The following is a 21,377-nucleotide window of genomic DNA, read 5'->3' as shown; positions in this document are numbered from 1 at the left end:
TGTCGAGCAGCCTTGCCGTGTCGACGCCGGTATAGATCTGGGTGGTCGACAGGCTGGCATGGCCGAGCAGTTCCTGGATGGTGCGCAGGTCGCCGCCACGGCCGAGCAGATGCGTGGCGAAGGAATGGCGCAAGGCATGCGGCGTCGCGGTGTCCGGCAGGTTGAGAGCCGAGCGTAGCTTGGCCATCTCGCGCTGGACGATGGCCGGATTGAGCGGGCCGCCGCGAGTGCCGCGGAACAGCAGCTCTTTCGGATCGATGTGGAAGGGACACAGCCGCCGGTATTCGGCGACCGCCCTGAGCGCCACCGGCAGCACCGGCACCAGCCTTGTCTTGCCGCCCTTGCCGGTGATGCGCAGGACCGTGTCAGCCTCGGTGGCGAGATCGGCCCCGGCTAAGCCCAGCGCTTCCGAGATGCGCAGGCCGGAGCCGTAGAGCAGCGTCAGCACGGCGGCGTTGCGGGCGGCGATCCAGGGTTCCTCCGCCAGTTGGCCCTCGACAGTCACGACCTGCTTGGCATCGCTCGCCGTCAGTGGTTTCGGTAGCGATTTCGGCTGGCGCGGCGCGCGCAGGGCGGCCGCACCCGCCGCGTTGACGAGGCCGCGCTTTTCGAGAAAGCGCAGCAGCGAACGGATGCCGGCCAGGCCGCGGCCGAGCGTGCGGGCGCCGGCGCCGCCGTTGCGGCGCGCGGCGAGGAAGCCGCGCAGGTCGGCCGGCCGCAGGTCGGCGATATCGGAGATGCCGGGCGGGCCGCCGCGATGCCCGGTCAGGAAATGCAGGAACTGGCGCGTGTCGCGCTCATAGGCTTCGACCGTTTCGGGCGACAGCCGGCGCTCGCGCGCGAGCATCTTGAGCCAGCTCTCGCGCGCCGCCTGGAGGTCGGGTTTTGCCGGGATGAGGAATTCCTGCATGCGGGCATTTTCGGGCAGTCAGGTTAGGAAGCGGTGAAGAGCCGATCATTGAAATGGCGGCTTCAGAGGGTTAGAGCAGGGCAAAGGAAGTGATGCCGATGTCGAAGCTCGAGAACCCTGTACAGATGGCCGTGATCGGCGCCGCGCACGGCATCAAGGGCGAGTTGCGGGTGAAAACCTTCACCGGCGATCCGCTGGCGCTGGCCGACTACGGGCCGCTGCATGCCAAGGATGGCCGAGCCTTCCAGATCCTCGACATCCGGCCGGCCGGCACGGTCGTGGTGGTGCGCTTCAAGGGCGTCAGCGACCGCAACACGGCCGAGGCGCTTGCCGGCACGGAGCTGTTCGTCGACCGTTCGGTGCTGCCGGACGACGGCGAGGAGGACGAGTTCTACCATGCCGACCTCATCGGCCTTGAGGTGAGGGACGATACCGGCGTCATCGGCAGGGTCGTCGCCGTGCATAATTTCGGCGGCGGCGACATACTCGACGTCACGCTCGCGGGCCGCAAGGGCGTGCTGATCCCGTTCACGCAAGCCGCGGTGCCGCATGTGTCGATCGCCGACGGCTTCGTTCAGGTCGATCCCCTGGCGGCGGGGCTGGTCGAGGACGAGGATAGCGAAGCCGCCGGGCGGCCCGGTTTCGACCCGAAGGGCCGGCCGCGCGGACCGAAGGACGCCGGGGGCAACCGGTGAGCTTTGCCGCCTCGGTGCTGACGCTCTATCCGGAGATGTTTCCGGGTGCGCTTGGGCTTTCGCTCGCCGGCCGGGCGCTGGAAGCCGGCACCTGGTCGCTGGAAGCGATCCAGATCCGCGATTTCGCCACTGACCGGCATCGCACCGTCGACGATACGCCGGCCGGCGGCGGCGCCGGCATGGTGATGCGCGCCGACGTGCTGGCCAGGGCGATCGACCACGTTTCGCCGCAGGGCGATGAACGTCCAAGGCTGCTGATGAGCCCGCGTGGAAAGCCGCTGACGCAGGCCAGGGTGCGCGGGCTCGCCGCCGGGCCCGGTGCCGTCATCCTGTGCGGCCGCTTCGAGGGCGTCGACCAGCGGCTGATCGAGGCGCGCGGTCTGGAGGAAGTCTCGATCGGCGATTTCATCCTGTCGGGCGGCGAGCCGGCCGCACTTGTGTTGCTCGATGCGGTGGTGCGGCTGCTGCCGGGGGTGATGGGCAACGCCGTCTCGGGCGAGGAAGAAAGCTTTGAGAACGGCCTGCTCGAGCATCCGCATTACACGCGGCCGCAGGAGTTCGAGGGCAGGCAAATCCCCGAAGTGCTGACCTCCGGGAATCACAGGAAGATCGCCGCGTGGCGTCGCGCCGAGGCTGAGAAGCTGACGCGGGAGCGCCGGCCCGATCTGCTGGCCGGTGCTCAGCCCTTGGTAAAGTAATAAAAGGCCAGAAACAGGCCGACGGCGACGACGAAGCCGCGCACGACACCTTGCGGCACGCGCCTGGCGATCCACACCCCGGCATAGCCGCCCAGCGCCCCGCCGGGGATCATGACGATCGCCTGCGGCCAGGCGACGACGCCGCCCGAAACGAAAACCAGGATGGCGATTGCCGCGATGACCACCGCTAGCATGTTCTTCAACGCGTTCAGCTTGTGGTAGTCGCCGGCCTGCGTCAGGCCGAGGGTGGCAAGCATCATCACGCCCATGCCGGCGCCGAAGAAGCCGCCATAGACCGAGGTCAGGAACTGCGCCAGCGACCCGGCGAGCGAGCCGACCGAGGCCTGGTGCTCCGGTCCGGCCGCCGGCTTCAGCCACGGACCGGCCGCGAACAGGGCGGTCGCGGCGATCAGCAGCCAGGGCACAAGCGCGCGGAAGGACGTGTTGGAGAGCGCCAGCAGAATGAGCGAACCGGCCAGCGCGCCAAAGCCCGATATCACGCAGAGCACAAGCGCCTGGCGCCAGAAATGCCTGATGTCGTCGAGATAGGCGAGCGTCGAGGTGATGTAGCCCGGAAACTGTGTCACCGAGGACGTTGCGTTGGCAACGATCGGCGGCAGGCCGACCAGCGTCATGGCACCGAAGGTGACGAAAGTGCCGCCGCCGGCGACGGCGTTCACCGCGCCCGAGACAAAGCCCGCGAAGAAGAGCAGGACGGCATCGAAGAATGTCATCGAGGGAGGCCTGGGAAATAGCTTTCTCCGACTTAGAAAGCTTGCATGGCGCGCGCAACCCGGCACGGCGGCAATATGATGGGGCCATAGTTTTCAAAAATTAGGCGTCAAAGGCGTGACAAAGCGCCGAAATAGCTGTATGTCGCCGCCCGAACCGGAAGAACGATCTTCCGGACCCGTCAACAAATGGCGGTGTAGCCGTCCCTGTCCGATGCCCCCGATTTGAATGTCTGGGCAAAGGACATAGCCGAGCGGTCATTGGAACTGCAAGGCAAGTCGAGGACGCTCTGGCTGTCGGAAGAACAAGAAGTGGATATTTGAGATGGATCTCATCCGTCAGCTCGAGGCCGAGCAGGCCGCCAAGATCGAAGCCAAGCGCAAGCTGCCCGAATTCCAGCCTGGCGACACCGTGCGCGTCCAGGTGCGCGTCACCGAAGGCAGCCGCACCCGCGTCCAGGCCTATGAGGGCGTCGTCATCGCCCGTTCCGGCTCCGGCTTCCAGGAGAATTTCACCGTCCGCAAGATTTCCTACGGCGAAGGCGTGGAGCGCGTGTTCCCGGTCTACTCGCCGATGGTCGAAGGCGTTGAGATCGTGCGCCGTGGCAAGGTGCGCCGCGCCAAGCTCTATTACCTGCGCGACCGTCGCGGCAAGTCGGCCCGCATTTCGGAAAACACCGGCGTGCGCGCCCGCAAGCTGAACGATGAAGAGCGTGATGCGCTGAACGCCGAACGCGCCCGCATCGAGGCCGAGAAGGTCGCCGCCGCCGAGGCTCTGGCTGCGGAGAAAGCCGCGCAGGACGCCGCCGAGAAGAAGGCTGCCGAGTCCGCGTCGGCCGAATAAGGCGCTTCCGCAGATCGTTTTGGAAAGGCGGCTTCGGTCGCCTTTTTCGTTTGGCGGTAGGCAACGTCGTCATCGCAGGGCGCGGCACGGGCGCAACTCCGTCGCGGAGACCCTGGATCCCTCGCTCGTAGGGGCCGCCGCGATGCCGCCGACGAGTGCAGGGTGCTGGTCGAGCCGACAGCCAACGGCCAGGCGCTGCGGTCGAACATTAAGGATGTGCAAGCGGCGCTTGCCTGCAGCATGCCGCCGGAACGCGCCGAGCTGAAAGCCCTGCATGGCACGCTGACCCGGCTGGTCGCCGGGTTGCGCGAAGCGGTTGCGGATTGCGCGGATGGTCCGTCGCAGGCTGGGTTCGGGAAGCGTGCCGATCAGAGCATGGGAATCCGCTTTGGCGCTCATCGGTGCAGCGGATCGGCTTGCAAGGCGCTTGCGGAAAGCTAAAGTCGGCGCCGGTTTTCTCTTGGGGCGAGCGTAGCGCCGCCAATCAAGTCGGGAGTTCGTCATGATCAAGTCGAAACTGCTGCTGGCCGGCCTGCTGGCCTGCCTTCTCGCGCCCGCTGCGGCGCTCGCCGACACGCTGCCCGATCTCGGCGGCAGAAAGGTCGTGGTGGTGACCGAAAACGCTTACCCGCCGCTGCAGTTCATCGACAAGAAGACCGGCAAGCAGATCGGCTGGGAATATGACGCGATGGATGAGATCGCCAAGCGGCTGCATTTCAAGGTCGAGTACCAGAACACCTCCTGGGACGCGATGATCCAGGCCGTTTCCGACAACCAGTACAATATCGGCATGACCGGCATCACCATCAAGGACGAGCGCAAGGCGAAGGTCGACTTCTCGGACCCTTACATGCGATCGGAACAGTTCATGCTGGTGCGCGGCGACGAGAGCCGCTTCACCGACGCCAAGAGCTTTGCCGCCTTCAAGGACGGGCTGATCGGCGCGCAAGCCGGCACGACGCCCTTCTACACCGCCGTCTACAGCGTGCTCGACGGCAATGAGCAGAACCCGCGCATAAAATTGTTCGAGACCTTCGGCGCCAGCGTGCAGGCGCTGAAGTCCGGCGATGTCGACGTGGTGCTGACGGACGGCACCGCCGGCAAGGGCTATGTCGACGCCTCCGAGGGCAAGCTGAAGCTGATCGGCGGGCCGCTCGGCAGTGAGGATTTCGGCTTCATCTTCCCCAAGGGCTCCGACCTGGTGAAGCCGGTCAACGCCGCGATCGCCGCGCTCAAGGCCGATGGCACGCTCGATGCGCTGAACAAGAAGTGGTTCCTCGACTACAAGATGGGGCAGTAGCCCACGTTGTTGACGGCAGTGCCTGTGCAGGAAATCGCGCTGACTTGGCGCATGAGCACCCCCCTCTGCCCTGCCGGGCATCTCCCCCTCAGGGTGGGAGATTGGCAGTTTCAGCGCCTCCGCACATTCTGCATCGATGGTTTGCGAAAGCCGATCGACCATCTGATCTCCCGCCTTGAGGGGGAGATGGCCTGCAGGCCAGAGCGGGGTACCTGGGCGCCATCCTTTCTGGGTCGTTACACCGGCGGCACATCCTGATGACCGCCACGACGTCCACCGCCAAATCCGAATTCCCCTGGTGGCTGGCCGCAGCGGCCGTCCTGGCGCTCGCCGCGGCGCTGGCCATCGCCGCCAGCGACCTTTACGCTGAGGTCTTCGCCACCGTCGCCAAGGGCATCGGCATCACCGTCTTCGTCACCGTGGTCGGCTTCGCGCTGGCCTCGGCGCTTGGACTCGGCATCGCGCTGATGGCCTTGTCGGGGTCGCAATGGCTGCGCCAGATCGCGCGCTTCTATGTCGAGATCATCCGCGGCGTGCCGATCCTGGTGCTGCTGTTCTGGATCGCTTTTGCCGGGGCGCCGGCATTCGTCGCGGCGTGGAACGCGCTGACGGCGCCGCTGCAGAGCGCCGGCTGGATCGGCGAGCTCCTGGTGCGCGACATCTCGCTTCTGTGGCGCGCCATCATGGCTCTGACCATCGGCTATTCGGCCTTCATCTCGGAAGTGTTCCGGGCCGGCATCCTGTCGGTCGAGAAGGGTCAGATCGAGGCGGCAAAGGCGCTCGGGCTGACGCGCGTGCAGCGCTTCCGGCTGATTGTCTTTCCGCAGGCGATCCGCACCATCCTGCCGCCGCTCGGCAACGATTTCGTCGCCATGGTCAAGGACTCCTCGCTGGTCTCGGTGCTGGGCGTTGCCGACATCACGCAGATCGGCAAGGTCTATGCCGCCGGCTCGTTCCGCTTCTTCGAGACCTATTCGATCGTCGCCTATATCTATCTGATCTTGACGGTCGGCCTGTCGCTGGCGCTGCGGGCGCTCGAGAAACGGCTGCGACGGCAGCATGAGCAATAGCCCCCGGGCCAAGAGCGCGCTACGCTTCCTGGGTTAGTAACGTCCAGGAGCTGACCCATGAATTTCGACAAGGCCAATGCGGCGCTGGATTCCGTCTATTCGGCCGAGACGCCGGAGGCGCTCGCCAAGGCCTATGCCGAATGGGCGGCGACCTATGACGGCGAGACCGCCTCGCTCGGCTATCTGCTGCCCTTCCTTATCACCGCCTGGGTGGCGCGGCATGTGCCGGCGGGCGAAGGCCCGCTGCTCGACGCCGGCTGCGGCACCGGCCTGTCCGGGCCGTCATTGAAAGCGCTGGGCTATGGCGACATCTGCGGTCTCGACCTTTCAGACGACATGCTGAAGATCGCAGGCAGCCGCAATGCCTATGGCGAGCTGAAGAAGGCGATGCTCGGCGGTCCGCTGCCCTGGCCCGACAGTCATTTCCGCGCCTTCTTCTCGACCGGCGTCTTCACCATCGGCCACGCGCCGGCCGAGGGCCTGCACGAACTCGTGCGCATCACGAAGAGCGGCGGCCACGCCATCTTCACAGTGCGCGACCAGGTTTTTGAGAGCGGTGGCTTCCAGGCGGTGTTCGACGATCTCAGGCAGGCAAGGAAATGGCGGCTGGCCGAGGAAAGTCCGTGGTTTCGCTGCTATGCGATCGGCGACCCGGACGCGCTGGTGAAGACTTTCGTATTCGAGGTGCTGTGAGCGCGGCTTCCCCTTCTCCCACAAGGGGAGAAGGCAAAGCTACCGCAATTGCCGAAAAGCCAAAACGTTGATATGAGCAGCGCCATGGAAGAGCTTTTCGGCGATCCGGCCTATAAGGGTTTCGTGCTGCAGGACAGGAAGCGCCTGCCGTCGCGATTTGCCGCGCGCGTCTGCGGCGCGCTCACCAGCCGACTTAGCTGAGGCGACTTATCCGATCGCTTCGCCGGTCGGAAGCCCCGGCGACAGCTTTTGCCATTCTCATATCGACGGATTTACGCACATGAGCGCACCGCGCACCCTCTACGACAAGATCTTCGACGACCATGTCGTCGACCGCCAGGACGACGGAACCTGCCTGCTCTATATCGACCGCCACCTCGTCCATGAGGTCACCAGCCCGCAGGCCTTCGAAGGCCTGCGCATGAGCGGCCGAGACGTTCGCCATCCTGAGAAGACGCTCGCCGTGGTCGACCACAACGTGCCGACCTCGCCCGAGCGCAAGTTCGGCATCAAGAACGAGGAAAGCCGCATCCAGGTCGAGGCGCTGGCCAAGAATGCCAAGGATTTCGGCATCGAATATTATTCGGAGAACGACGTCCGCCAGGGCATCGTCCACATCATCGGGCCGGAGCAAGGCTTCACGCTGCCCGGCATGACCATCGTCTGCGGCGACAGCCACACCTCCACGCATGGCGCGTTCGGCGCGCTGGCGCACGGCATCGGCACTTCGGAGGTCGAGCATGTGCTGGCGACGCAAACTTTGATCCAGCGCAAGGCCAAGAACATGCTGGTGCGCGTTGACGGCCAGCTTCCGGAAGGCGTCACCGCCAAGGACATCATCCTCGCCATCATCGGCGAGATCGGCACCGCCGGCGGCACCGGCTACGTCATCGAATATGCCGGCGAGGCGATCCGCTCGCTGTCGATGGAAGGCCGCATGACGATCTGCAACATGTCGATCGAAGGCGGTGCGCGCGCCGGCCTGATCGCGCCGGACGAGACCACCTTCGCCTATGTGAAGGACAAGCCGCGCGCGCCGAAGGGTGCCGCCTGGGACGCCGCGCTTGCCTACTGGAAGACGCTGCATTCCGACGAAGGTGCGCATTTCGACAAGGTGGTCGTGCTCGATGCGCAAAAACTGCCGCCGATCGTCTCCTGGGGCTCCTCGCCCGAGGATGTCGTCTCGGTGCAGGGTTTCGTGCCGAATCCGGCCGACATCGCCGACGAGAACAAGCGTTCCTCGAAGCTCCGCGCGCTCGACTATATGGGGCTGACGCCCGGAACCAAGATCACCGACATCGCGCTCGACCGCGTCTTCATCGGGTCCTGCACCAATGGCCGCATCGAGGACCTGCGCGCCGCCGCCAAGGTGGTCGAGGGCAAAAAGGTCAATCCGCGCGTGAACGCCATGATCGTGCCGGGCTCCGGCCTGGTGAAGGAGCAAGCCGAAGCCGAAGGGCTCGACAAGATCTTCGTCGCCGCGGGCTTCGACTGGCGCGAGCCCGGCTGCTCGATGTGCCTGGCGATGAACGACGACCGGCTGAAGCCGCATGAGCGCTGCGCCTCGACTTCGAACCGCAATTTCGAGGGCCGGCAGGGTTTTAAGGGCCGCACCCATCTTGTCTCGCCGGCCATGGCGGCGGCGGCGGCAATCGCCGGCCATTTCGTCGATATCCGCGACTGGAAGTGACGGCCTGCCGCGGAGGCGATCAAAGGCCCGGAGCGCACCGCGTTCCGGGCCTTTTGTCGCTCAGCGGTCGCCGAGCCGGATAATCTCGTGGAACTCCTCACGTCGGCCAGGCTCGTCGGCAGCGACGATCAGCGCCAGTTGCTGCTCGTCGAAAATCTTGAACCACTCGTCCCATTCGACCAGCTCGTAGCCACCGGCGTTGGGAGGCCGCTCCGGGCGGTCGTCGTCCTCATAGGCGTTCTGGCCAAAAACCAGGCGCAGCATGGGTTGCGTGCCGGCCTCGGGCGAAATGTCGACAATGGCCGGAAATCCGGCGCGCGCCGCCGCCCAGGAACGGATCGCATCGTGCTCGGTCAGGGTGATTGTACCGGCCATAGGCGTTCTCCTGTTTTGTGTTGAGAACGCCGGCCTCCCGGAGCTGTTCCGTGCCGTCGCTTAACCGCTTGTTTGTGCTTCCGGACTAGCATCTCCCCCTGGGTAACTTGGGGAAGTCACGGTCCGTTGGACACCGGTCTGCTCATAGCGCTGCTCAATCCGACGATAGCGCTGGCGCTCGGCGCTGCGTTCCTCGTGCTGTGGTTCTATCAGCGCCATCGTCCGTATCTGGCGGTGCTGGCGGCGAGCTACTGCCTGTCGGCGTCGGGTTTCCTGCTGCAATATTTCACGCTGCCGCTCGGCATCGTGGCGACCAAGCTGATCTCCAACATATGTTTCACGATAGCCGCCTGCTGCCTTTCCGGCGCGATCATCGCCCGCTACGGCCGGCGCGTGCCCTATTTCGGCATCGGCCTCATGGCCGGCGGCGGGCTCGCCGCCTTCGCATGGTTCATGTTCGTCGAGCCGGATCTTACCTGGCGCGTGCTCAGCATGAATTTCGGCTTCGGCGGCCTGAGCCTGCTCGTCGCCGCCGAGCTCAGGACAGTGCGCAACAATGGCCCTGAGAAAATCCTGGTCGCGCTGGCCCTGCTTTCCGCGCTGAACTTCACCGCCCGTACCCTGATCGTCGTCATCGCGCATGGACCGTTCCCAAGCTATGACGGCTTCTACGGCTCGTCCTACTGGACGACGGCGCTGCTCTCGCACGCGCTTTTGTCGCTTCTGATCGCGCTCTGCCTGTTCACGGCGGCCGCCCTCGATGTGCTGAAGGCACTGAAGGCCGAGACGCACACCGACCCGTTGTCCGGCCTTCTCAACCGGCGCGGCTTCGAGGACCGGGCAGCACTTCTGCTCGATCAATGCGCCAAGGCCGGGTTTCCCGTCGCGTTGGTGCTTGCCGACCTCGATCACTTCAAGGCGCTCAATGACCAGCACGGACATGAGGCAGGCGACCGAGTGATTGCCGATTTCGCTGCCAAGCTGCGCTTTGCCACCGGCGCGCGTGGCGCAGCGGGCCGCATCGGCGGCGAGGAGTTCGCCGTGCTCCTGCCGCTTAGCGATCTCGCCGCGGCGCGCCTGTTCGCCGAAGCGATCCGCACCTTCTATTCGGCCGGGGCCGTCGACGGCCTGCCGCTCGGCACCAGGGTGACAGCGAGCTTCGGCGTCGCCGCCCGCAGCGGCGCGGAAGGGCTGGCGCCGCTGATGCGGCGCGCCGACGAGGCGCTTTACAAGGCCAAGAGGAATGGCCGCGACAGCGTCCGCCTTTCCTACGAGCGCCCCGAAACCGCCTTCGTGCCCGAAGCGGTGAGCGTCGGCTGAAAATCGCAGGCTCCAGAGCACCTGACAACAGCCAACATCACTGCCCGAAGGCGACGGACGTTAACGTGTTTTTCGCCCGTCGATGGTTTTCTGCCCGGGGGGCTTCGAAGGGAACATGGGCAGCGCTGATTTCATCCTGGTGATCAATCTGCTCGTCGCCGGGCTGTTGGCCGCGGCCTTCGCGGCGATCGCCGTCCACGACGTCGGGCGTGTGTCGGCGCGCTGGCTGGCTTTCGGCTATTTGCTCGGCATGGCCTATTTTGCCATCGAGTTCAGTATCCCCGCTTTTGCCGATGCCCGGCTGCCGGTTGTCATGGCCTTCGCTGTCTTCCTCGGCGCAACCATCGCTTTCAACGGCGGGCTTGCCCACAAATATGGCGTGACGCCGCCCTGGGCGCCGATGCTGGTCTTCCTGGCCGTGGCCTCGGCCGCCGTCTATCTGGTGCAGGACCTGCCGCGATACTCGCTCACCCGCATGTTGGCCTATCAGCTTCCTTATGCGGCCATGCAGTGCACCGCGCTTGGCATCGTGCTGTCCTCCAGGCAGCGGCTCGAGCGGCTCGATCACCTCCTGATGCTCGTGCTCGCGGCAAGCGCCCTGCAGTTCGCATCAAAGCCTTTCATCGCCGGCGCGCTGGGCGGCTGGGGCGCCAATCCGCAATCCTATGTGCAGACGGGTTATGCACTGGTGTCGCAGTCGCTTGGCACCGTGTTCGGTCTGGCGCTGGCGCTGCTCGCGCTCGCCATCCTGGTGCGCGACGTGCTGGCCGAGGCGATGTCGAAATCGGAGACGGACACGCTGTCGCGGCTCCTCAACCGCGGCGGTTTCGAACGCCATGCCGAGTTGGCGTTGCGCGATGCGGTGCGCCGGGGCGTACCGGTGGCGCTGGTCATTGCCGACCTCGATCACTTCAAGAGGATCAACGACAGCTACGGGCATGTCTGCGGCGATCGTGTCATCGAGACCTTCGCAGGCCTGCTGCGCGAGGCGGCGGCCGAGCATCACGTCGCCGGCCGCATCGGCGGCGAGGAATTCGCCATCATCCTGCCCGGTACCAACCTTGCTGCCGCGCGATTGTTCGCGGAAGGCGCGCGCAGCGCGTTTGGCGGGCTGCCGATCGAAGGCCTGCCCGCCGATCATCGCTGCAGCGCGAGCTTCGGCGTCGCCGAGCTTGCCACGGATGAGGATTTTCCAGATCTGCTGCGGCGCGCCGACGAAGCGCTTTACGCGGCCAAGAATGCCGGCCGCGACTGCGTGCGCGTCTCGCTCGGGACCGCGCGCCGGCAGTTCCCGGCGGTCAGCGGCAGGGGCTGAGGTTGGGCATCTCGCCGTCGGAGAGGCCGTACATATAGGAACGGCCCTTGATGAAGACCGGCGGCTGGTAGCAGCCCGGGGCGCCGGCAGCGTCGGAATCGTAGATGACATCTGGCTGGCCGGCGCCGGTGAAGTTCGAGAGCTGCTTGGCGTGCCGGCCCTCGCCGACGATGATGCGCTTGTAGCCGGCGGCGCTGTCGATGACGAGATTGCCGAAGGAATCGGCATAGACGCGGTCATGATGGCGCAGGCCGGCTTCGGCCGGCACAGCAACGGCGGTGGCAAGTGCAGCCAGCGTCGCGACCGCCAGGCCTGCCCGCACTGAATTCGAACGCATGTCGCTCTCCCTTGGACGGTGCGACCCCTCGGGATCGCCCTGCAAACGTCGTGCGAATCGGAAATTAACCCTTTCTTAACCTTTGTTAAGGGGCAGACAGGCTTCAGGAGGGGAACTTAATGAACATGGTTAATTTCGGCGCCTTGGCTCCACTCCGTCCATCGCCCCGCCCCGGCCCAGGCGAGCTTGATCTTGGCGCATTGCGTGGCTAGCGTGCCGCGCACGAAAGGGGCAGCACATGATGTTTGGCCGTGCGATTTGGGTGTCGCTCGTTGTTCCGCTGCTTCTTGCGGCTGCGGCCTGTATGCCGCAGGACGGCGTGCCGAAGGCGGCGAATACTTTATCGCCAACAGTCTCGCCCGTTCCAACCAGCCAACCCGTCGCTCCCGGGGCCGGAGCTGCCGCAGCGCCCAAGACATCGGCAACAGCTTCGCCACCCGCAACCAAAATCACCACCGACTTGACCATGCCGCGAGCCGGCGTCGGAACGGCCACCTACAGATGCGGCGATGGCGGCATGATCACCATCCAAAATCTCGGCTCTTCGCTGCGCGTGCTCGGGCCGGATGGCTCGGCCGAAGTATTTCCAGCGTCGCCCGCCAACCAGACCAGCCGCTACCAGGAAGCGGCGACGCATGACGCAATCGTGATCGACGGTCGCGAGGCGCTGGTGATGAAAAAGGGGTCCACGCCGCAGAGCTGCAAAAGATAACGGATCTTATTGCACTGCAGCGACGTTGCGCCGGCTGCAGATCGGCCGCTAATCGATTGAAGCTGAATTTCCCCGTTTTGTCAGACTAAATGACGTTTCCAAAACGATTTTCCGGCTTTGACGCGGTGCAAAAAGCGCATTAGAAACCCGCTATCCGAGGCCCTATGTCGTGGCGGCAAAAGCCGCATCCTTCGCGGCTCAGGAACGCCGATCTGGGGGAGCCATGAGCAAATCACCAGCCACCCGCGCAATTGCCAGACGTGAACGGCCGCTTTCGCCGCACCTGACGATTTACAGGCCCCCGATCACGATGACGATGTCGATCATCCATCGCATCACCGGCGGCGCGCTCTATTTCGGTACGCTCCTGGTGGCGGCCTGGTTGATCGCTGCGTCGAGTTCGCAGGCTGCGTTCGACTGGGTCAACTGGGCCTTCGGCTCCTGGCTCGGCCGACTGGTCCTGTTCGGCTACACCTGGGCGCTGATGCACCACATGCTGGGCGGGTTGCGCCATCTCGTCTGGGACACCGGCGCCGGGCTCGAAAAACACACCGCCTCGAGGATCGCATGGGCAACGCTCGCCGGCTCGATCGTGCTGACGCTGCTGATCTGGATCGCGGGCTACATGGCGCGGGGGGCACTCTGATGACCGCAAAGAATTCGGACATGCGCACGCCGCTCGGGAGGGTTCGCGGCCTTGGTTCGGCCCGTGAGGGTACCGGCCATTTCTGGCGCCAGCGGCTGACGGCGGTGGCCAATATCCCGCTCATCCTGTTCTTCGTCGGCTTCCTGATCGCCCTCAACGGCCACGGCTATGCTGAAGTGCGGGCGTCGCTCGCGAACCCCTTCGTGGCGCTGGTGCTGTCGTTGGTGCTGATTTCCGCGCTCTACCACATGCGGATCGGCATGCAGGTCATCATCGAGGACTATGTGCATGGCGAGGGCATGAAGCTGGCGCTGATCGCCCTCAACACATTCTTCTCAATAGCAGTCGGCGTCGCCTCACTCTTCGCTCTGCTCAAACTCGCATTCGGAGGCTGACGTCTTGGCCAACGCAAACACAGCCAGCACGGCTTCGGCCTACACCTTTGTCGATCACAAATTCGATGTGGTGATCGTCGGCGCCGGCGGTGCCGGGTTGCGCGCCACGCTCGGCATGGCCGAGCAGGGGCTGCGCACCGCCTGCATCACCAAGGTGTTCCCGACGCGCTCGCACACGGTCGCGGCGCAAGGCGGCATCGCCGCCTCGCTCTCCAACATGGGCCCCGATTCCTGGCAATGGCACATGTACGACACCGTCAAGGGCTCAGACTGGCTGGGCGACGTCGACGCCATGGAATACATGGTGCGCGAGGCGCCGGCCGCCGTCTATGAGCTCGAGCATTACGGCGTGCCATTCTCGCGCACCGAAGAGGGCAAGATCTATCAGCGGCCGTTCGGCGGCCACATGATGAATTATGGCGACGGCCCGCCGGTTCAGCGCACCTGCGCCGCCGCCGACCGCACCGGGCACGCCATCCTGCATACGCTCTACGGCCAGTCGCTGAAGAACAACGCGCAGTTCTTCATCGAGTATTTCGCGCTCGACCTGATCATGGAGCCGGGCGGCACATGCACCGGCGTGGTGGCGTGGAACCTCGACGACGGCACCATCCACCGCTTCTCGGCAAAGATGGTGGTGCTGGCGACCGGCGGCTATGGCCGCGCCTATTTCTCCGCCACCTCGGCGCATACCTGCACCGGCGACGGCGGCGGCATGGCCGCGCGGGCCGGGCTGCCGCTGCAGGACATGGAGTTCGTGCAGTTCCATCCGACCGGCATCTACGGCGCCGGCTGCCTGATCACCGAAGGCGCGCGCGGCGAGGGCGGCTATCTCGTCAATTCCGAGGGTGAGCGCTTCATGGAGCGCTACGCGCCGTCGGCCAAGGACCTCGCCTCGCGCGACGTGGTTTCGCGCTGCATGACGCTGGAGATCCGCGAGGGCCGCGGCGTCGGCAAGAACAAGGACCACATCTTCCTGCATCTCGACCATCTCGATCCGGCGGTGCTGCACGAGCGGCTGCCGGGCATCTCGGAATCGGCCAAGATCTTCGCCGGCGTCGACCTGACCAAGGAGCCGATCCCGGTGCTGCCGACGGTCCACTACAATATGGGCGGCGTGCCGACCAATTATTGGGGCGAGGCGCTAAATCCGAGCTTCGACAACCCCGACCGCGTGTCGCCCGGCCTGATGGCGGTGGGCGAAGCCGGCTGCGCCTCCGTGCATGGCGCAAACCGGCTCGGCTCCAACTCGCTGATCGATCTGGTCGTGTTCGGCCGCGCGGCCGCAATCCGCGCCGGCCAGGTGATCGATCGCAAGTCGGCGATTGCGTCGCCCAATCAGGAATCGGTCGACAAGATCATGGATCGCTTCGACAAGCTGCGCCACGCCAGCGGCTCGACCCCGACCGCGGCGCTGCGCGAAAAAATGCAGCGGGCGATGCAGGAAGACGCAGCGGTGTTCCGCACGCAGGAATCGCTGGAAAATGGCTGCAAGCGCGTTTCGCAGATCTGGAGCGAGCTCAAGGACGTCAAGGTCTTCGACCGTTCGATGATCTGGAACTCGGACCTGGTCGAGACGTTGGAGCTCGAAAATCTGATGGTCAATGCCATCGCCACGGTCTACGGCGCCGAGGCGCGCAAGGAGAGCCGCGGCGCGCATGCGCGAGAGGATTTCTCGGCGCGCGACGACGCCAACTGGCGCAAGCACACGCTGGCCCACGTCGGCGAGGACGGCAAGGTGACGCTTTCCTACCGCCCGGTGCACACCGACCCGCTGCTGGCGGAAAAGGATGGCGGCATCAGCCTGGCCAAGATCGCGCCAAAGGCCAGGGTCTACTGACATGGCATTGGCGGCCGCGGGATATTCCGGCACGCCCCTTCCGGCCAAGCTCGGCCTGAAGGACGGCATGGTCGCCGCCTTCATCGCGCTGCCGCCGGAGCTCGACGAGTTGGCTGGGGCCGTCGCGTTTGCCGGGGTCGACCGAGTGCCCAACTGGTCGGCGATCTCGGGCAACCGGAAATACGATGCCGTGCACGCTTTCACCCGGCAGCGCGCCGAGATCGAGGACGGCCTGGCCGGCATCGAGACGGCGATCAAGCGCGACGGCATGGTCTGGGTCTCCTGGCCGAAGAAGGCTTCGAACGTGCCGACCGACGTCACCGAGGACGTCATCCGCGCCGAGGCGCTCAAGCGCGACCTTGTCGACGTCAAGGTCGCGGCCCTCAACGAAATCTGGTCCGGGCTGAAGCTCGTCATCCGAAAGGACCGCAGGTAATGGTCGAACTCACGCTTCCCAAGAATTCGAAAGTCCAGGAGGGCAAGACCTGGCCGAAGCCGGAGGGCGCCACCAATCTGCGCGAATACCGCATCTACCGCTGGTCGCCGGACGACGACGAGAATCCGCGGATGGACACTTATTTCGTCGACATGGACGATTGCGGCCCGATGGTGCTCGACGCGCTGCTGTGGATCAAGAACAAGATCGACCCGACGCTGACGCTGCGCCGCTCCTGCCGCGAAGGCATTTGCGGGTCCTGCGCCATGAACATCGACGGCTCGAACACGCTCGCCTGCACCAAGGGCGCCGAAGACATTTCCGGCGCGGTGAAGATCTATCCGCTGCCGCATATGCCGGTGATCAAGGACCTCGTGCCCGACCTCACCAACTTCTATGCCCAGCATGCCTCGATCGAGCCCTGGCTGAAGACGGTCTCGCCCACGCCCGCCAAGGAATGGCTGCAAAGCCATGAAGACCGCGAGAAGCTCGATGGGCTCTATGAGTGCATCCTGTGCGCCTGCTGCTCGACCTCGTGCCCGAGCTACTGGTGGAACGGCGAGCGCTATCTCGGCCCGGCAACGCTGCTGCAGGCCTATCGCTGGCTGATCGATTCCCGTGATGAGGCGACCGGCGAGCGGCTCGACAATCTCGAGGATCCGTTCCGGCTCTATCGCTGTCACACCATCATGAACTGCGCGCAGACTTGTCCGAAAGGGCTCAATCCGGCGAAGGCGATCGCGGAAATCAAGAAGATGATGGTGGAGCGGCGCGTCTAGAGTTTAGCGGCTCAAGTTCGTACGCAGCGATTCTTCGCGCCCCCCTCTGGCCTGCCGGCCATCTCCCCCACCGGTGGGGAGATTGGCTGTCATCGCGGCTTTCGCCAATCGCCAACGTTGAAGGATGAGCGCCGTCGGCGAAGCTGCTGATCTCCCCCCAAGTGGGGGAGATGTCCGGCAGGACAGAGGGGGGCGCTGTCCCGCCGACGATCCGAAGGTTCTGCCTTGTCGCGGCGATCCGATGTCTGTCAAAATCGGTACCCGAGAACCGACCTTATCGAAAAGCCAAACCCATGACCGATCTTCCCACCCTCTCCGCCGTCGAAGCGCGCGTGCTCGGCTCGCTGATCGAGAAGAAGGAGCTGACGCCGGACGTCTATCCGCTGACGCTGAACGGTGCGCATGCCGCGGCCAACCAGAAGACGGCGCGCGAGCCGGTGATGGCGCTGGAGCTGACCGACGTTAGGCGCGCGCTCAGCTCGCTCGAACAGAAGGGTCTGGTGCGCCAGGCTTTTGCTTCGCGCGTCGAGCGTTACGAGCATCTGATGGCGCAGCGCTTTTCGCTGACCACGCCGCAGATCGCGATCGTCGGTCTGCTGCTCCTGCGCGGCGCGCAGACGGCGCATGAGCTGCTCGCCCGTTCTGAGCGCATGGCGCGCTTCGGGTCGATCGAAGAGCTTCGCGACAATCTCGACCTCCTCATCGGCCGCCGTCCGCCGCTCATTCTGCTGCTCGAACGTGCGCCCGGGCAGCGCGAGGAGCGCTATGTGCATCTGCTCAGCGGTCCGGTGGAAGTATCAGCGGCGGCAGCGCCATGGCAACCGCCGGCGTCCTCCGACGCTTCCGATCTCGAAGCGCGGGTGCGGGCGCTCGAGGAAGAGGTCGGCGCGTTGCGTGCCAAAATCGAGGCGCTGGGCGGCTAGCGTGAGATGATGGCGGGACAGCGCCCCCCTCTGTCCTGCCGGACATCTCCCCCACGAGGGGGGAGATTGGCAGTTCCAGCGCCTCGCTCGCGGCGTCGGTGATTGGCGAAAGCCGGCGCGAATATCCGATCTTCCCACTCGTGGGGAGATGTCCGGCAGGGCAAAGGGGGGCGCGACTGATCCCTGCCCCGCGCAGCCTACGTCAGCCCAGCCTCGCGTCCAGCGAGACTTTGATGGCGCCGAGCGCCTTTGAGACCGGGCACTCGGCCTTGGCCTTCTCGGCCAGTTCCTGGAACTTTGCCGCATCGATGCCCGGGACCTTGCCGACCAGGGTGATGGCGCTGCCGGTTATGCCGGTGCCGGGCACCAGTGTCACAACAGCCTTGGAGTCGAGCGCGGTGGCCGGGGTGCCGTTCTCGGCGAGGAAATGCGACAGCTGCATGGCGTAGCATCCGGCATGGGCGGCGGCGATCAGCTCTTCCGGATTGGTGCCGGATTTGCCGCTCTCATCCTCGAAGCGCGCCTTGAAGGAATAGGGTATGCCCTTCAGAGTCCCGCTCTGCGTTTCCAGCGTGCCCTTGCCCTCTTTCAGATTGCCTTTCCAGACGGCGTTTGCGGTGCGGTCCATGAAGTCCTCCTGGCTTGTCGGGGTTCGCGCCGGCGGGCGCCGGCGTTCCGCTGAACTATAGCGCGAGCGCGCCGGAAGACCATGGCGCGATTGGGTCGACGCCCGCGAAAAAATTCTCAAAAAAAGCGCGTGCAGAATGTCGACTTCCCGGCGGCCGGACCGTCCTGGGGGCGGCCACGAAGTTCGGGGCCGAAGGAGGTTGAAGATGGACAATCTGTTTTTCGCACTTTGGAGGCGCCCCGGCGGAAGGGTGCAGCGACCGGAAGAGTTCTGGCTGGATCCCCCGGCCTTCGGCCTCGGCCGGCTGGCGGCGGCCGTGGCCATAATCGGGATTGCGGCATGCCTGCTCGATCATGCGGCGGCCAGAAGCAAGGCTGACAGCATCGCGGTCGCCTCCTATGGTTCATCGCAGGAAGGGAACTGACAATGAAATATGTCCTGCTGGTCTACGGCGAGGAAAAGGACCTCTTCGCGCTCACGCCGGAACGATCCGCCAAGCTCGACGCCGATTCGCTCGCCTATGACAGGGAACTCGATCGACAAGGCAAGCTGATCATCGCGCAGGCGCTGCAGCCGGTGAAGATGTCGAAGTCGCTCAGGCGTCGCAAGGGCAAGCGGCTGGTTACCGACGGGCCGTTCGCCGAGACGAAAGAACAGCTGCTCGGCTTCGTCATGATCGAGGCCGCGGATCTCGACGAGGCGATGGCGATCGCAGACGGCATTCCGCTGGCCGAGCTCGGCACCGTCGAGGTCAGGGCTGTCTACGACATACCGGGGTCATGACCCGGAGCTATTAGCGGTTTGTTCATCGCCGCAATTGTCGCGAGTTGAAGCGATGCTGTACTTCTTCTATCGTTGCCGCAGTTTCGGGGGAATTCGGCATGCCTTTTCTGCTCGCTATGCTTGGCCTGCTCGGCGTGGCGGCCATCTGGTGGTACCGGCTGAAGGCGATGAACGAGGCGGCCAGCGAGGTCGCCGACGTTATCGGCCGCGTGCAGGGCAATATCCGCCGCAAGAAGCTGCGCAAACAGGCGGCACTTTCGCCGCTGACGGCGATCGACGATCCGGTCGTGGCCGCCGCGACGCTGATCACCGCGATCGTTTCGGAACATGGCCCGATCCTGCCGCAGCGCGAAGCCGTCATCCGTGAGGTGATCGCGCAGATTGCCGACAACCCTAAGAAAACCGACGAGGCCGTCGTCTACGCCAAATGGGCGGCCGCGCAGGTCGACGACACCATGATCGTCATCGACAAGCTGGCGCCGTTCCTGCGCGAGCGCCTCGAGCCGCACGAACGGGACGATCTGCTCAGCATGCTGAACCGGGTGGCACAGGGCGGCGAGCAACGCCTGCGGATCGCCGACCAGCGGATGGTGAGGCTGCGGCAGAAGCTGGGTTTTGAGGTCAATTAAGCTGAAGCAGTGGCGGCCGGATCGCCTACCTTCGTGATTGGCCGAAACGCCTCTCGCATCCTCATTATATGGCGGAGCAAGGAGCGAAGCGGCGCGGCGCAGACCATAGAATCCATTCCGTTACCTATAAGCGTTGCAGCGGTGCAGAATTCTGCTCGGCGGCATTCTTCGACCAAGGTCACGGCATGGATCCTCGGGTCTTGGCGTCCGCTTCGCTCCCGCTCCCGCCGTGGATGACGACGTCGCGTAGGCACCGGCCAATTGCTAGGCGCTAGATCGCTTCGCCCTTCAATAGCCGCGGCGTGTCGCCTGACAGGCCAGACGCCTGGCGGATGAAGAAGTCCTTGAGCTTCGGCATGCGCTCGACGAGGCCGAGGCCGATGTCGCGCACGGCGCGCAGCGGGCCGATGTCGTTGGAAAACAGGCGGTTCAGCACGTCGGTGGTGACGCCCATCTGCAGCGTGTCGAAGCGGCGCCATTGCTGGTAGCGCTCGAGCACGTCGAGCGCGCCGATGTCCTGGCCGAGCCGGTCAGCCTCGACCACCACTTCGGCAAGTGCTGCGACATCCTTGAAGCCGAGATTGAGGCCCTGACCGGCGATCGGATGGATGCCGTGCGCCGCATCGCCGGCGAGCGCGATGCGCGGTGCGACGAAGGCGCGCGCAAGGATCAGGCCGAGCGGCCAGGCGCGCGGCTTGTCGGCGACGCGTATCTCGCCGAGCTTCAGCCCAAAGCGCTGCTCCAGCTCATGCTCGAAGACGAACTCGTCGCCCTCGACCAGCTTCTGCGCGTCTTCCGTGCGCTCAACCCAGACGATCGAGGAGCGATTGGTGCCGTCCTCCTCAGGCTTCAGCGGCAAGGTGGCGAAGGGGCCGGCGGGCAAAAAATGTTCCTCGGCGCGGCCATTGTGCGGGCGCTCATGCGCGACCGTGCAGACGATGCCGGACTGGCCGTATTCCCATTTTACCGTCCTGATGCCGGCCATGTCGCGCAGCTTCGAATTGACGCCGTCAGCGGCGACGAGCAGGCAGGCCTTAAGCGCGGCGCCGTCGGCCAGATGCACGGTGATGCCGGCGCCGTTCGTGTCGAAGGCGCTGACGGCCATGCCTTCGATGACGTCGATGCCGAGTTTTTCGGCGCGGCGGCGCAGCGCGCCGTTGAGAACCCGGTTGGCCACCATATGGGCGAAGGGTTCGCCGGGCGCCACCTCGCCGTCGAAGGTCAAAAACACCGGGCGCACCGGATCGGCGGCGCGCGAATCGGTGACGATCATCTCGGTGATCGCCTGCGCCTCGGGCGCGATCTCGTCCCAGACGCCGAGCTGCTCCAGCATGCGGCAGGCGGCGGCGGCGATCGCCGAGGCGCGGCCGTCCTTCTGCCAGACGCCGGCAGGTGCCGCATCGACAATGGCGACGGCAAGGCTCGGTCGCGCCTGCTTCAGCGACACGGCCGCGGCAAGGCCGACATAACCGGCGCCCGCCACCAGCACGTCCACCGAGGTTTTGTCCGCTGCATCCGCCTTGCGGTCGACCATGGCACTTTCCTTTCGCGGCCTACGGCCACCGCGGCGGCCGTTGCAGCTTGACTGCCCGGCTCTCCTGTCCGAAACCCGCCATGACACATCTTCA

At 65.2% G+C, this 21,377-nt stretch carries 26 protein-coding genes; 20 read left to right on the top strand and 6 right to left on the bottom strand.

Translation table 11 applies throughout. The features are described 5' to 3' along the window. Positions 1–910: tyrosine recombinase XerC (locus P9230_RS28915; protein WP_278121375.1), on the bottom strand; the 910-nt coding region annotated here is incomplete at its 3' end. Positions 911–1,008: 98 nt separating this feature from the next. Here P9230_RS28915 and rimM point away from each other — a divergent pair. Both rimM and trmD read left to right on the top strand, forming a co-directional pair. Beyond that, positions 1,009–1,605 (top strand): ribosome maturation factor RimM, encoded by a 597-nt coding sequence (gene rimM / locus P9230_RS28910; protein WP_066991935.1) that lies wholly within the window; start codon positions 1,009–1,011, stop codon positions 1,603–1,605. Next, positions 1,602–2,303: a tRNA (guanosine(37)-N1)-methyltransferase TrmD gene (gene trmD, locus P9230_RS28905; protein WP_067323716.1), complete on the top strand. Its 702-nt coding sequence runs from the start codon at positions 1,602–1,604 to the stop codon at positions 2,301–2,303. Before rimM ends, trmD begins: the two co-directional genes overlap by 4 nt. On the opposite strand, the gene P9230_RS28900 is transcribed toward trmD, so the two are convergent. Continuing rightward, entirely contained in the window at positions 2,285–3,037 is a 753-nt protein-coding gene (locus P9230_RS28900; protein ID WP_278085936.1) for a sulfite exporter TauE/SafE family protein, read from the bottom strand. The two genes, trmD and P9230_RS28900, sit on opposite strands and share 19 nt — an antisense overlap. A 322-nt stretch (positions 3,038–3,359) precedes the next feature. On the opposite strand from P9230_RS28900, the gene rplS reads away from it, so the two are divergent. The 6 genes from rplS (at position 3,360) to leuC (ending at position 8,631) form a co-directional block, all read left to right on the top strand. Continuing rightward, a complete protein-coding gene (gene rplS / locus P9230_RS28895) occupies positions 3,360–3,878 on the top strand; it encodes a 50S ribosomal protein L19 (RefSeq protein WP_040974610.1) in 519 nt (172 codons plus the stop codon). 162 nt (positions 3,879–4,040) lie between these two features. Then, entirely contained in the window at positions 4,041–4,319 is a 279-nt protein-coding gene (locus P9230_RS32455; RefSeq protein WP_347404014.1) for a hypothetical protein, read from the top strand. Between the two features lie 61 nt (positions 4,320–4,380). Beyond that, complete coding sequence (locus tag P9230_RS28885) at positions 4,381–5,178, top strand: transporter substrate-binding domain-containing protein (RefSeq protein ID WP_067323722.1); 798 nt, start codon at positions 4,381–4,383, stop codon at positions 5,176–5,178. A 257-nt stretch (positions 5,179–5,435) separates the two neighbouring features. Beyond that, entirely contained in the window at positions 5,436–6,248 is an 813-nt protein-coding gene (locus tag P9230_RS28880; protein ID WP_095799636.1) for an amino acid ABC transporter permease, read from the top strand. 57 nt (positions 6,249–6,305) lie between these two features. Next, positions 6,306–6,941 carry a class I SAM-dependent methyltransferase gene (locus P9230_RS28875; RefSeq protein WP_127214587.1) on the top strand — a complete coding sequence of 212 codons (636 nt, stop codon included), beginning with the start codon at positions 6,306–6,308 and terminating at the stop codon, positions 6,939–6,941. 280 nt (positions 6,942–7,221) lie between these two features. Continuing rightward, entirely contained in the window at positions 7,222–8,631 is a 1,410-nt protein-coding gene (gene leuC, locus P9230_RS28870; protein WP_278085935.1) for a 3-isopropylmalate dehydratase large subunit, read from the top strand. Between the two features lie 60 nt (positions 8,632–8,691). On the opposite strand, the gene P9230_RS28865 is transcribed toward leuC, so the two are convergent. Beyond that, on the bottom strand, positions 8,692–9,006 hold the full coding sequence (locus tag P9230_RS28865; protein WP_066991843.1) for a hypothetical protein: 315 nt from the start codon (positions 9,004–9,006) through the stop codon (positions 8,692–8,694). Between the two features lie 126 nt (positions 9,007–9,132). Here P9230_RS28865 and P9230_RS28860 point away from each other — a divergent pair, with 126 nt between their 5' ends. Beyond that, on the top strand, positions 9,133–10,326 hold the full coding sequence (locus tag P9230_RS28860) for a GGDEF domain-containing protein (RefSeq protein ID WP_127247335.1): 1,194 nt from the start codon (positions 9,133–9,135) through the stop codon (positions 10,324–10,326). A 115-nt stretch (positions 10,327–10,441) separates the two neighbouring features. Next, entirely contained in the window at positions 10,442–11,641 is a 1,200-nt protein-coding gene (locus tag P9230_RS28855; RefSeq protein ID WP_278085934.1) for a GGDEF domain-containing protein, read from the top strand. Here the strand turns inward: P9230_RS28855 and P9230_RS28850 are convergent. Further along, on the bottom strand, positions 11,625–11,978 hold the full coding sequence (locus P9230_RS28850) for a hypothetical protein (RefSeq protein ID WP_095799639.1): 354 nt from the start codon (positions 11,976–11,978) through the stop codon (positions 11,625–11,627). The two genes, P9230_RS28855 and P9230_RS28850, sit on opposite strands and share 17 nt — an antisense overlap. A 466-nt stretch (positions 11,979–12,444) precedes the next feature. On the opposite strand from P9230_RS28850, the gene P9230_RS32450 reads away from it, so the two are divergent. The 7 genes from P9230_RS32450 to P9230_RS28815 all read left to right on the top strand — a co-directional run bounded on the left by P9230_RS32450 (position 12,445) and on the right by P9230_RS28815 (position 17,709). Then, on the top strand, positions 12,445–12,690 hold the full coding sequence (locus tag P9230_RS32450) for a hypothetical protein (RefSeq protein ID WP_336618886.1): 246 nt from the start codon (positions 12,445–12,447) through the stop codon (positions 12,688–12,690). Positions 12,691–12,913: 223 nt separating this feature from the next. Further along, positions 12,914–13,336 carry a succinate dehydrogenase, cytochrome b556 subunit gene (sdhC, locus tag P9230_RS28840; RefSeq protein WP_067322933.1) on the top strand — a complete coding sequence of 141 codons (423 nt, stop codon included), beginning with the start codon at positions 12,914–12,916 and terminating at the stop codon, positions 13,334–13,336. Continuing rightward, entirely contained in the window at positions 13,336–13,731 is a 396-nt protein-coding gene (gene sdhD / locus P9230_RS28835) for a succinate dehydrogenase, hydrophobic membrane anchor protein (protein ID WP_095799641.1), read from the top strand. The genes sdhC and sdhD overlap by 1 nt, the downstream gene beginning before the upstream one ends. Positions 13,732–13,735: 4 nt before the next feature. Further along, positions 13,736–15,571 (top strand): succinate dehydrogenase flavoprotein subunit, encoded by a 1,836-nt coding sequence (gene sdhA / locus P9230_RS28830; RefSeq protein ID WP_095799642.1) that lies wholly within the window; start codon positions 13,736–13,738, stop codon positions 15,569–15,571. 1 nt (position 15,572) lies between these two features. Then, positions 15,573–16,007 carry a DUF3052 family protein gene (locus P9230_RS28825; protein ID WP_067322940.1) on the top strand — a complete coding sequence of 145 codons (435 nt, stop codon included), beginning with the start codon at positions 15,573–15,575 and terminating at the stop codon, positions 16,005–16,007. After that, the gene (locus P9230_RS28820; protein WP_278121371.1) at positions 16,007–16,786 is read left to right on the top strand and encodes a succinate dehydrogenase iron-sulfur subunit; all 780 of its coding nucleotides are present in this window, start codon (positions 16,007–16,009) and stop codon (positions 16,784–16,786) included. Before P9230_RS28825 ends, P9230_RS28820 begins: the two co-directional genes overlap by 1 nt. Before the next feature lie 293 nt (positions 16,787–17,079). Further along, the gene (locus tag P9230_RS28815) at positions 17,080–17,709 is read left to right on the top strand and encodes a DUF480 domain-containing protein (protein WP_278121370.1); all 630 of its coding nucleotides are present in this window, start codon (positions 17,080–17,082) and stop codon (positions 17,707–17,709) included. 202 nt (positions 17,710–17,911) lie between these two features. Here P9230_RS28815 and P9230_RS28810 read toward each other — a convergent pair whose 3' ends face one another. Continuing rightward, entirely contained in the window at positions 17,912–18,337 is a 426-nt protein-coding gene (locus tag P9230_RS28810) for an OsmC family protein (protein ID WP_095779974.1), read from the bottom strand. Positions 18,338–18,542: 205 nt separating this feature from the next. Here P9230_RS28810 and P9230_RS28805 point away from each other — a divergent pair, with 205 nt between their 5' ends. The 3 genes from P9230_RS28805 to P9230_RS28795 all read left to right on the top strand — a co-directional run bounded on the left by P9230_RS28805 (position 18,543) and on the right by P9230_RS28795 (position 19,749). Beyond that, entirely contained in the window at positions 18,543–18,761 is a 219-nt protein-coding gene (locus P9230_RS28805) for a hypothetical protein (RefSeq protein ID WP_067322949.1), read from the top strand. Positions 18,762–18,763: 2 nt separating this feature from the next. Continuing rightward, positions 18,764–19,120, top strand: coding sequence for a YciI family protein (locus P9230_RS28800; RefSeq protein ID WP_067322951.1), 357 nt, complete (start codon positions 18,764–18,766; stop codon positions 19,118–19,120). 98 nt (positions 19,121–19,218) lie between these two features. Beyond that, on the top strand, positions 19,219–19,749 hold the full coding sequence (locus P9230_RS28795) for a hypothetical protein (protein WP_278121369.1): 531 nt from the start codon (positions 19,219–19,221) through the stop codon (positions 19,747–19,749). Positions 19,750–20,020: 271 nt separating this feature from the next. Here the strand turns inward: P9230_RS28795 and P9230_RS28790 are convergent, their stop codons facing one another. Next, entirely contained in the window at positions 20,021–21,283 is a 1,263-nt protein-coding gene (locus P9230_RS28790; protein WP_278121367.1) for a ubiquinone biosynthesis hydroxylase, read from the bottom strand. Positions 21,284–21,377: the final 94 nt, after the last annotated feature.

Source organism: Mesorhizobium sp. WSM4887 (assembly GCF_029625865.1).
In the GTDB taxonomy this organism is placed as follows: Bacteria; Pseudomonadota; Alphaproteobacteria; order Rhizobiales; family Rhizobiaceae; genus Mesorhizobium.
The sequence above is the reverse complement of the archived record's forward strand: the minus strand, read 5'-3'. Positions and strand labels throughout refer to the sequence as shown.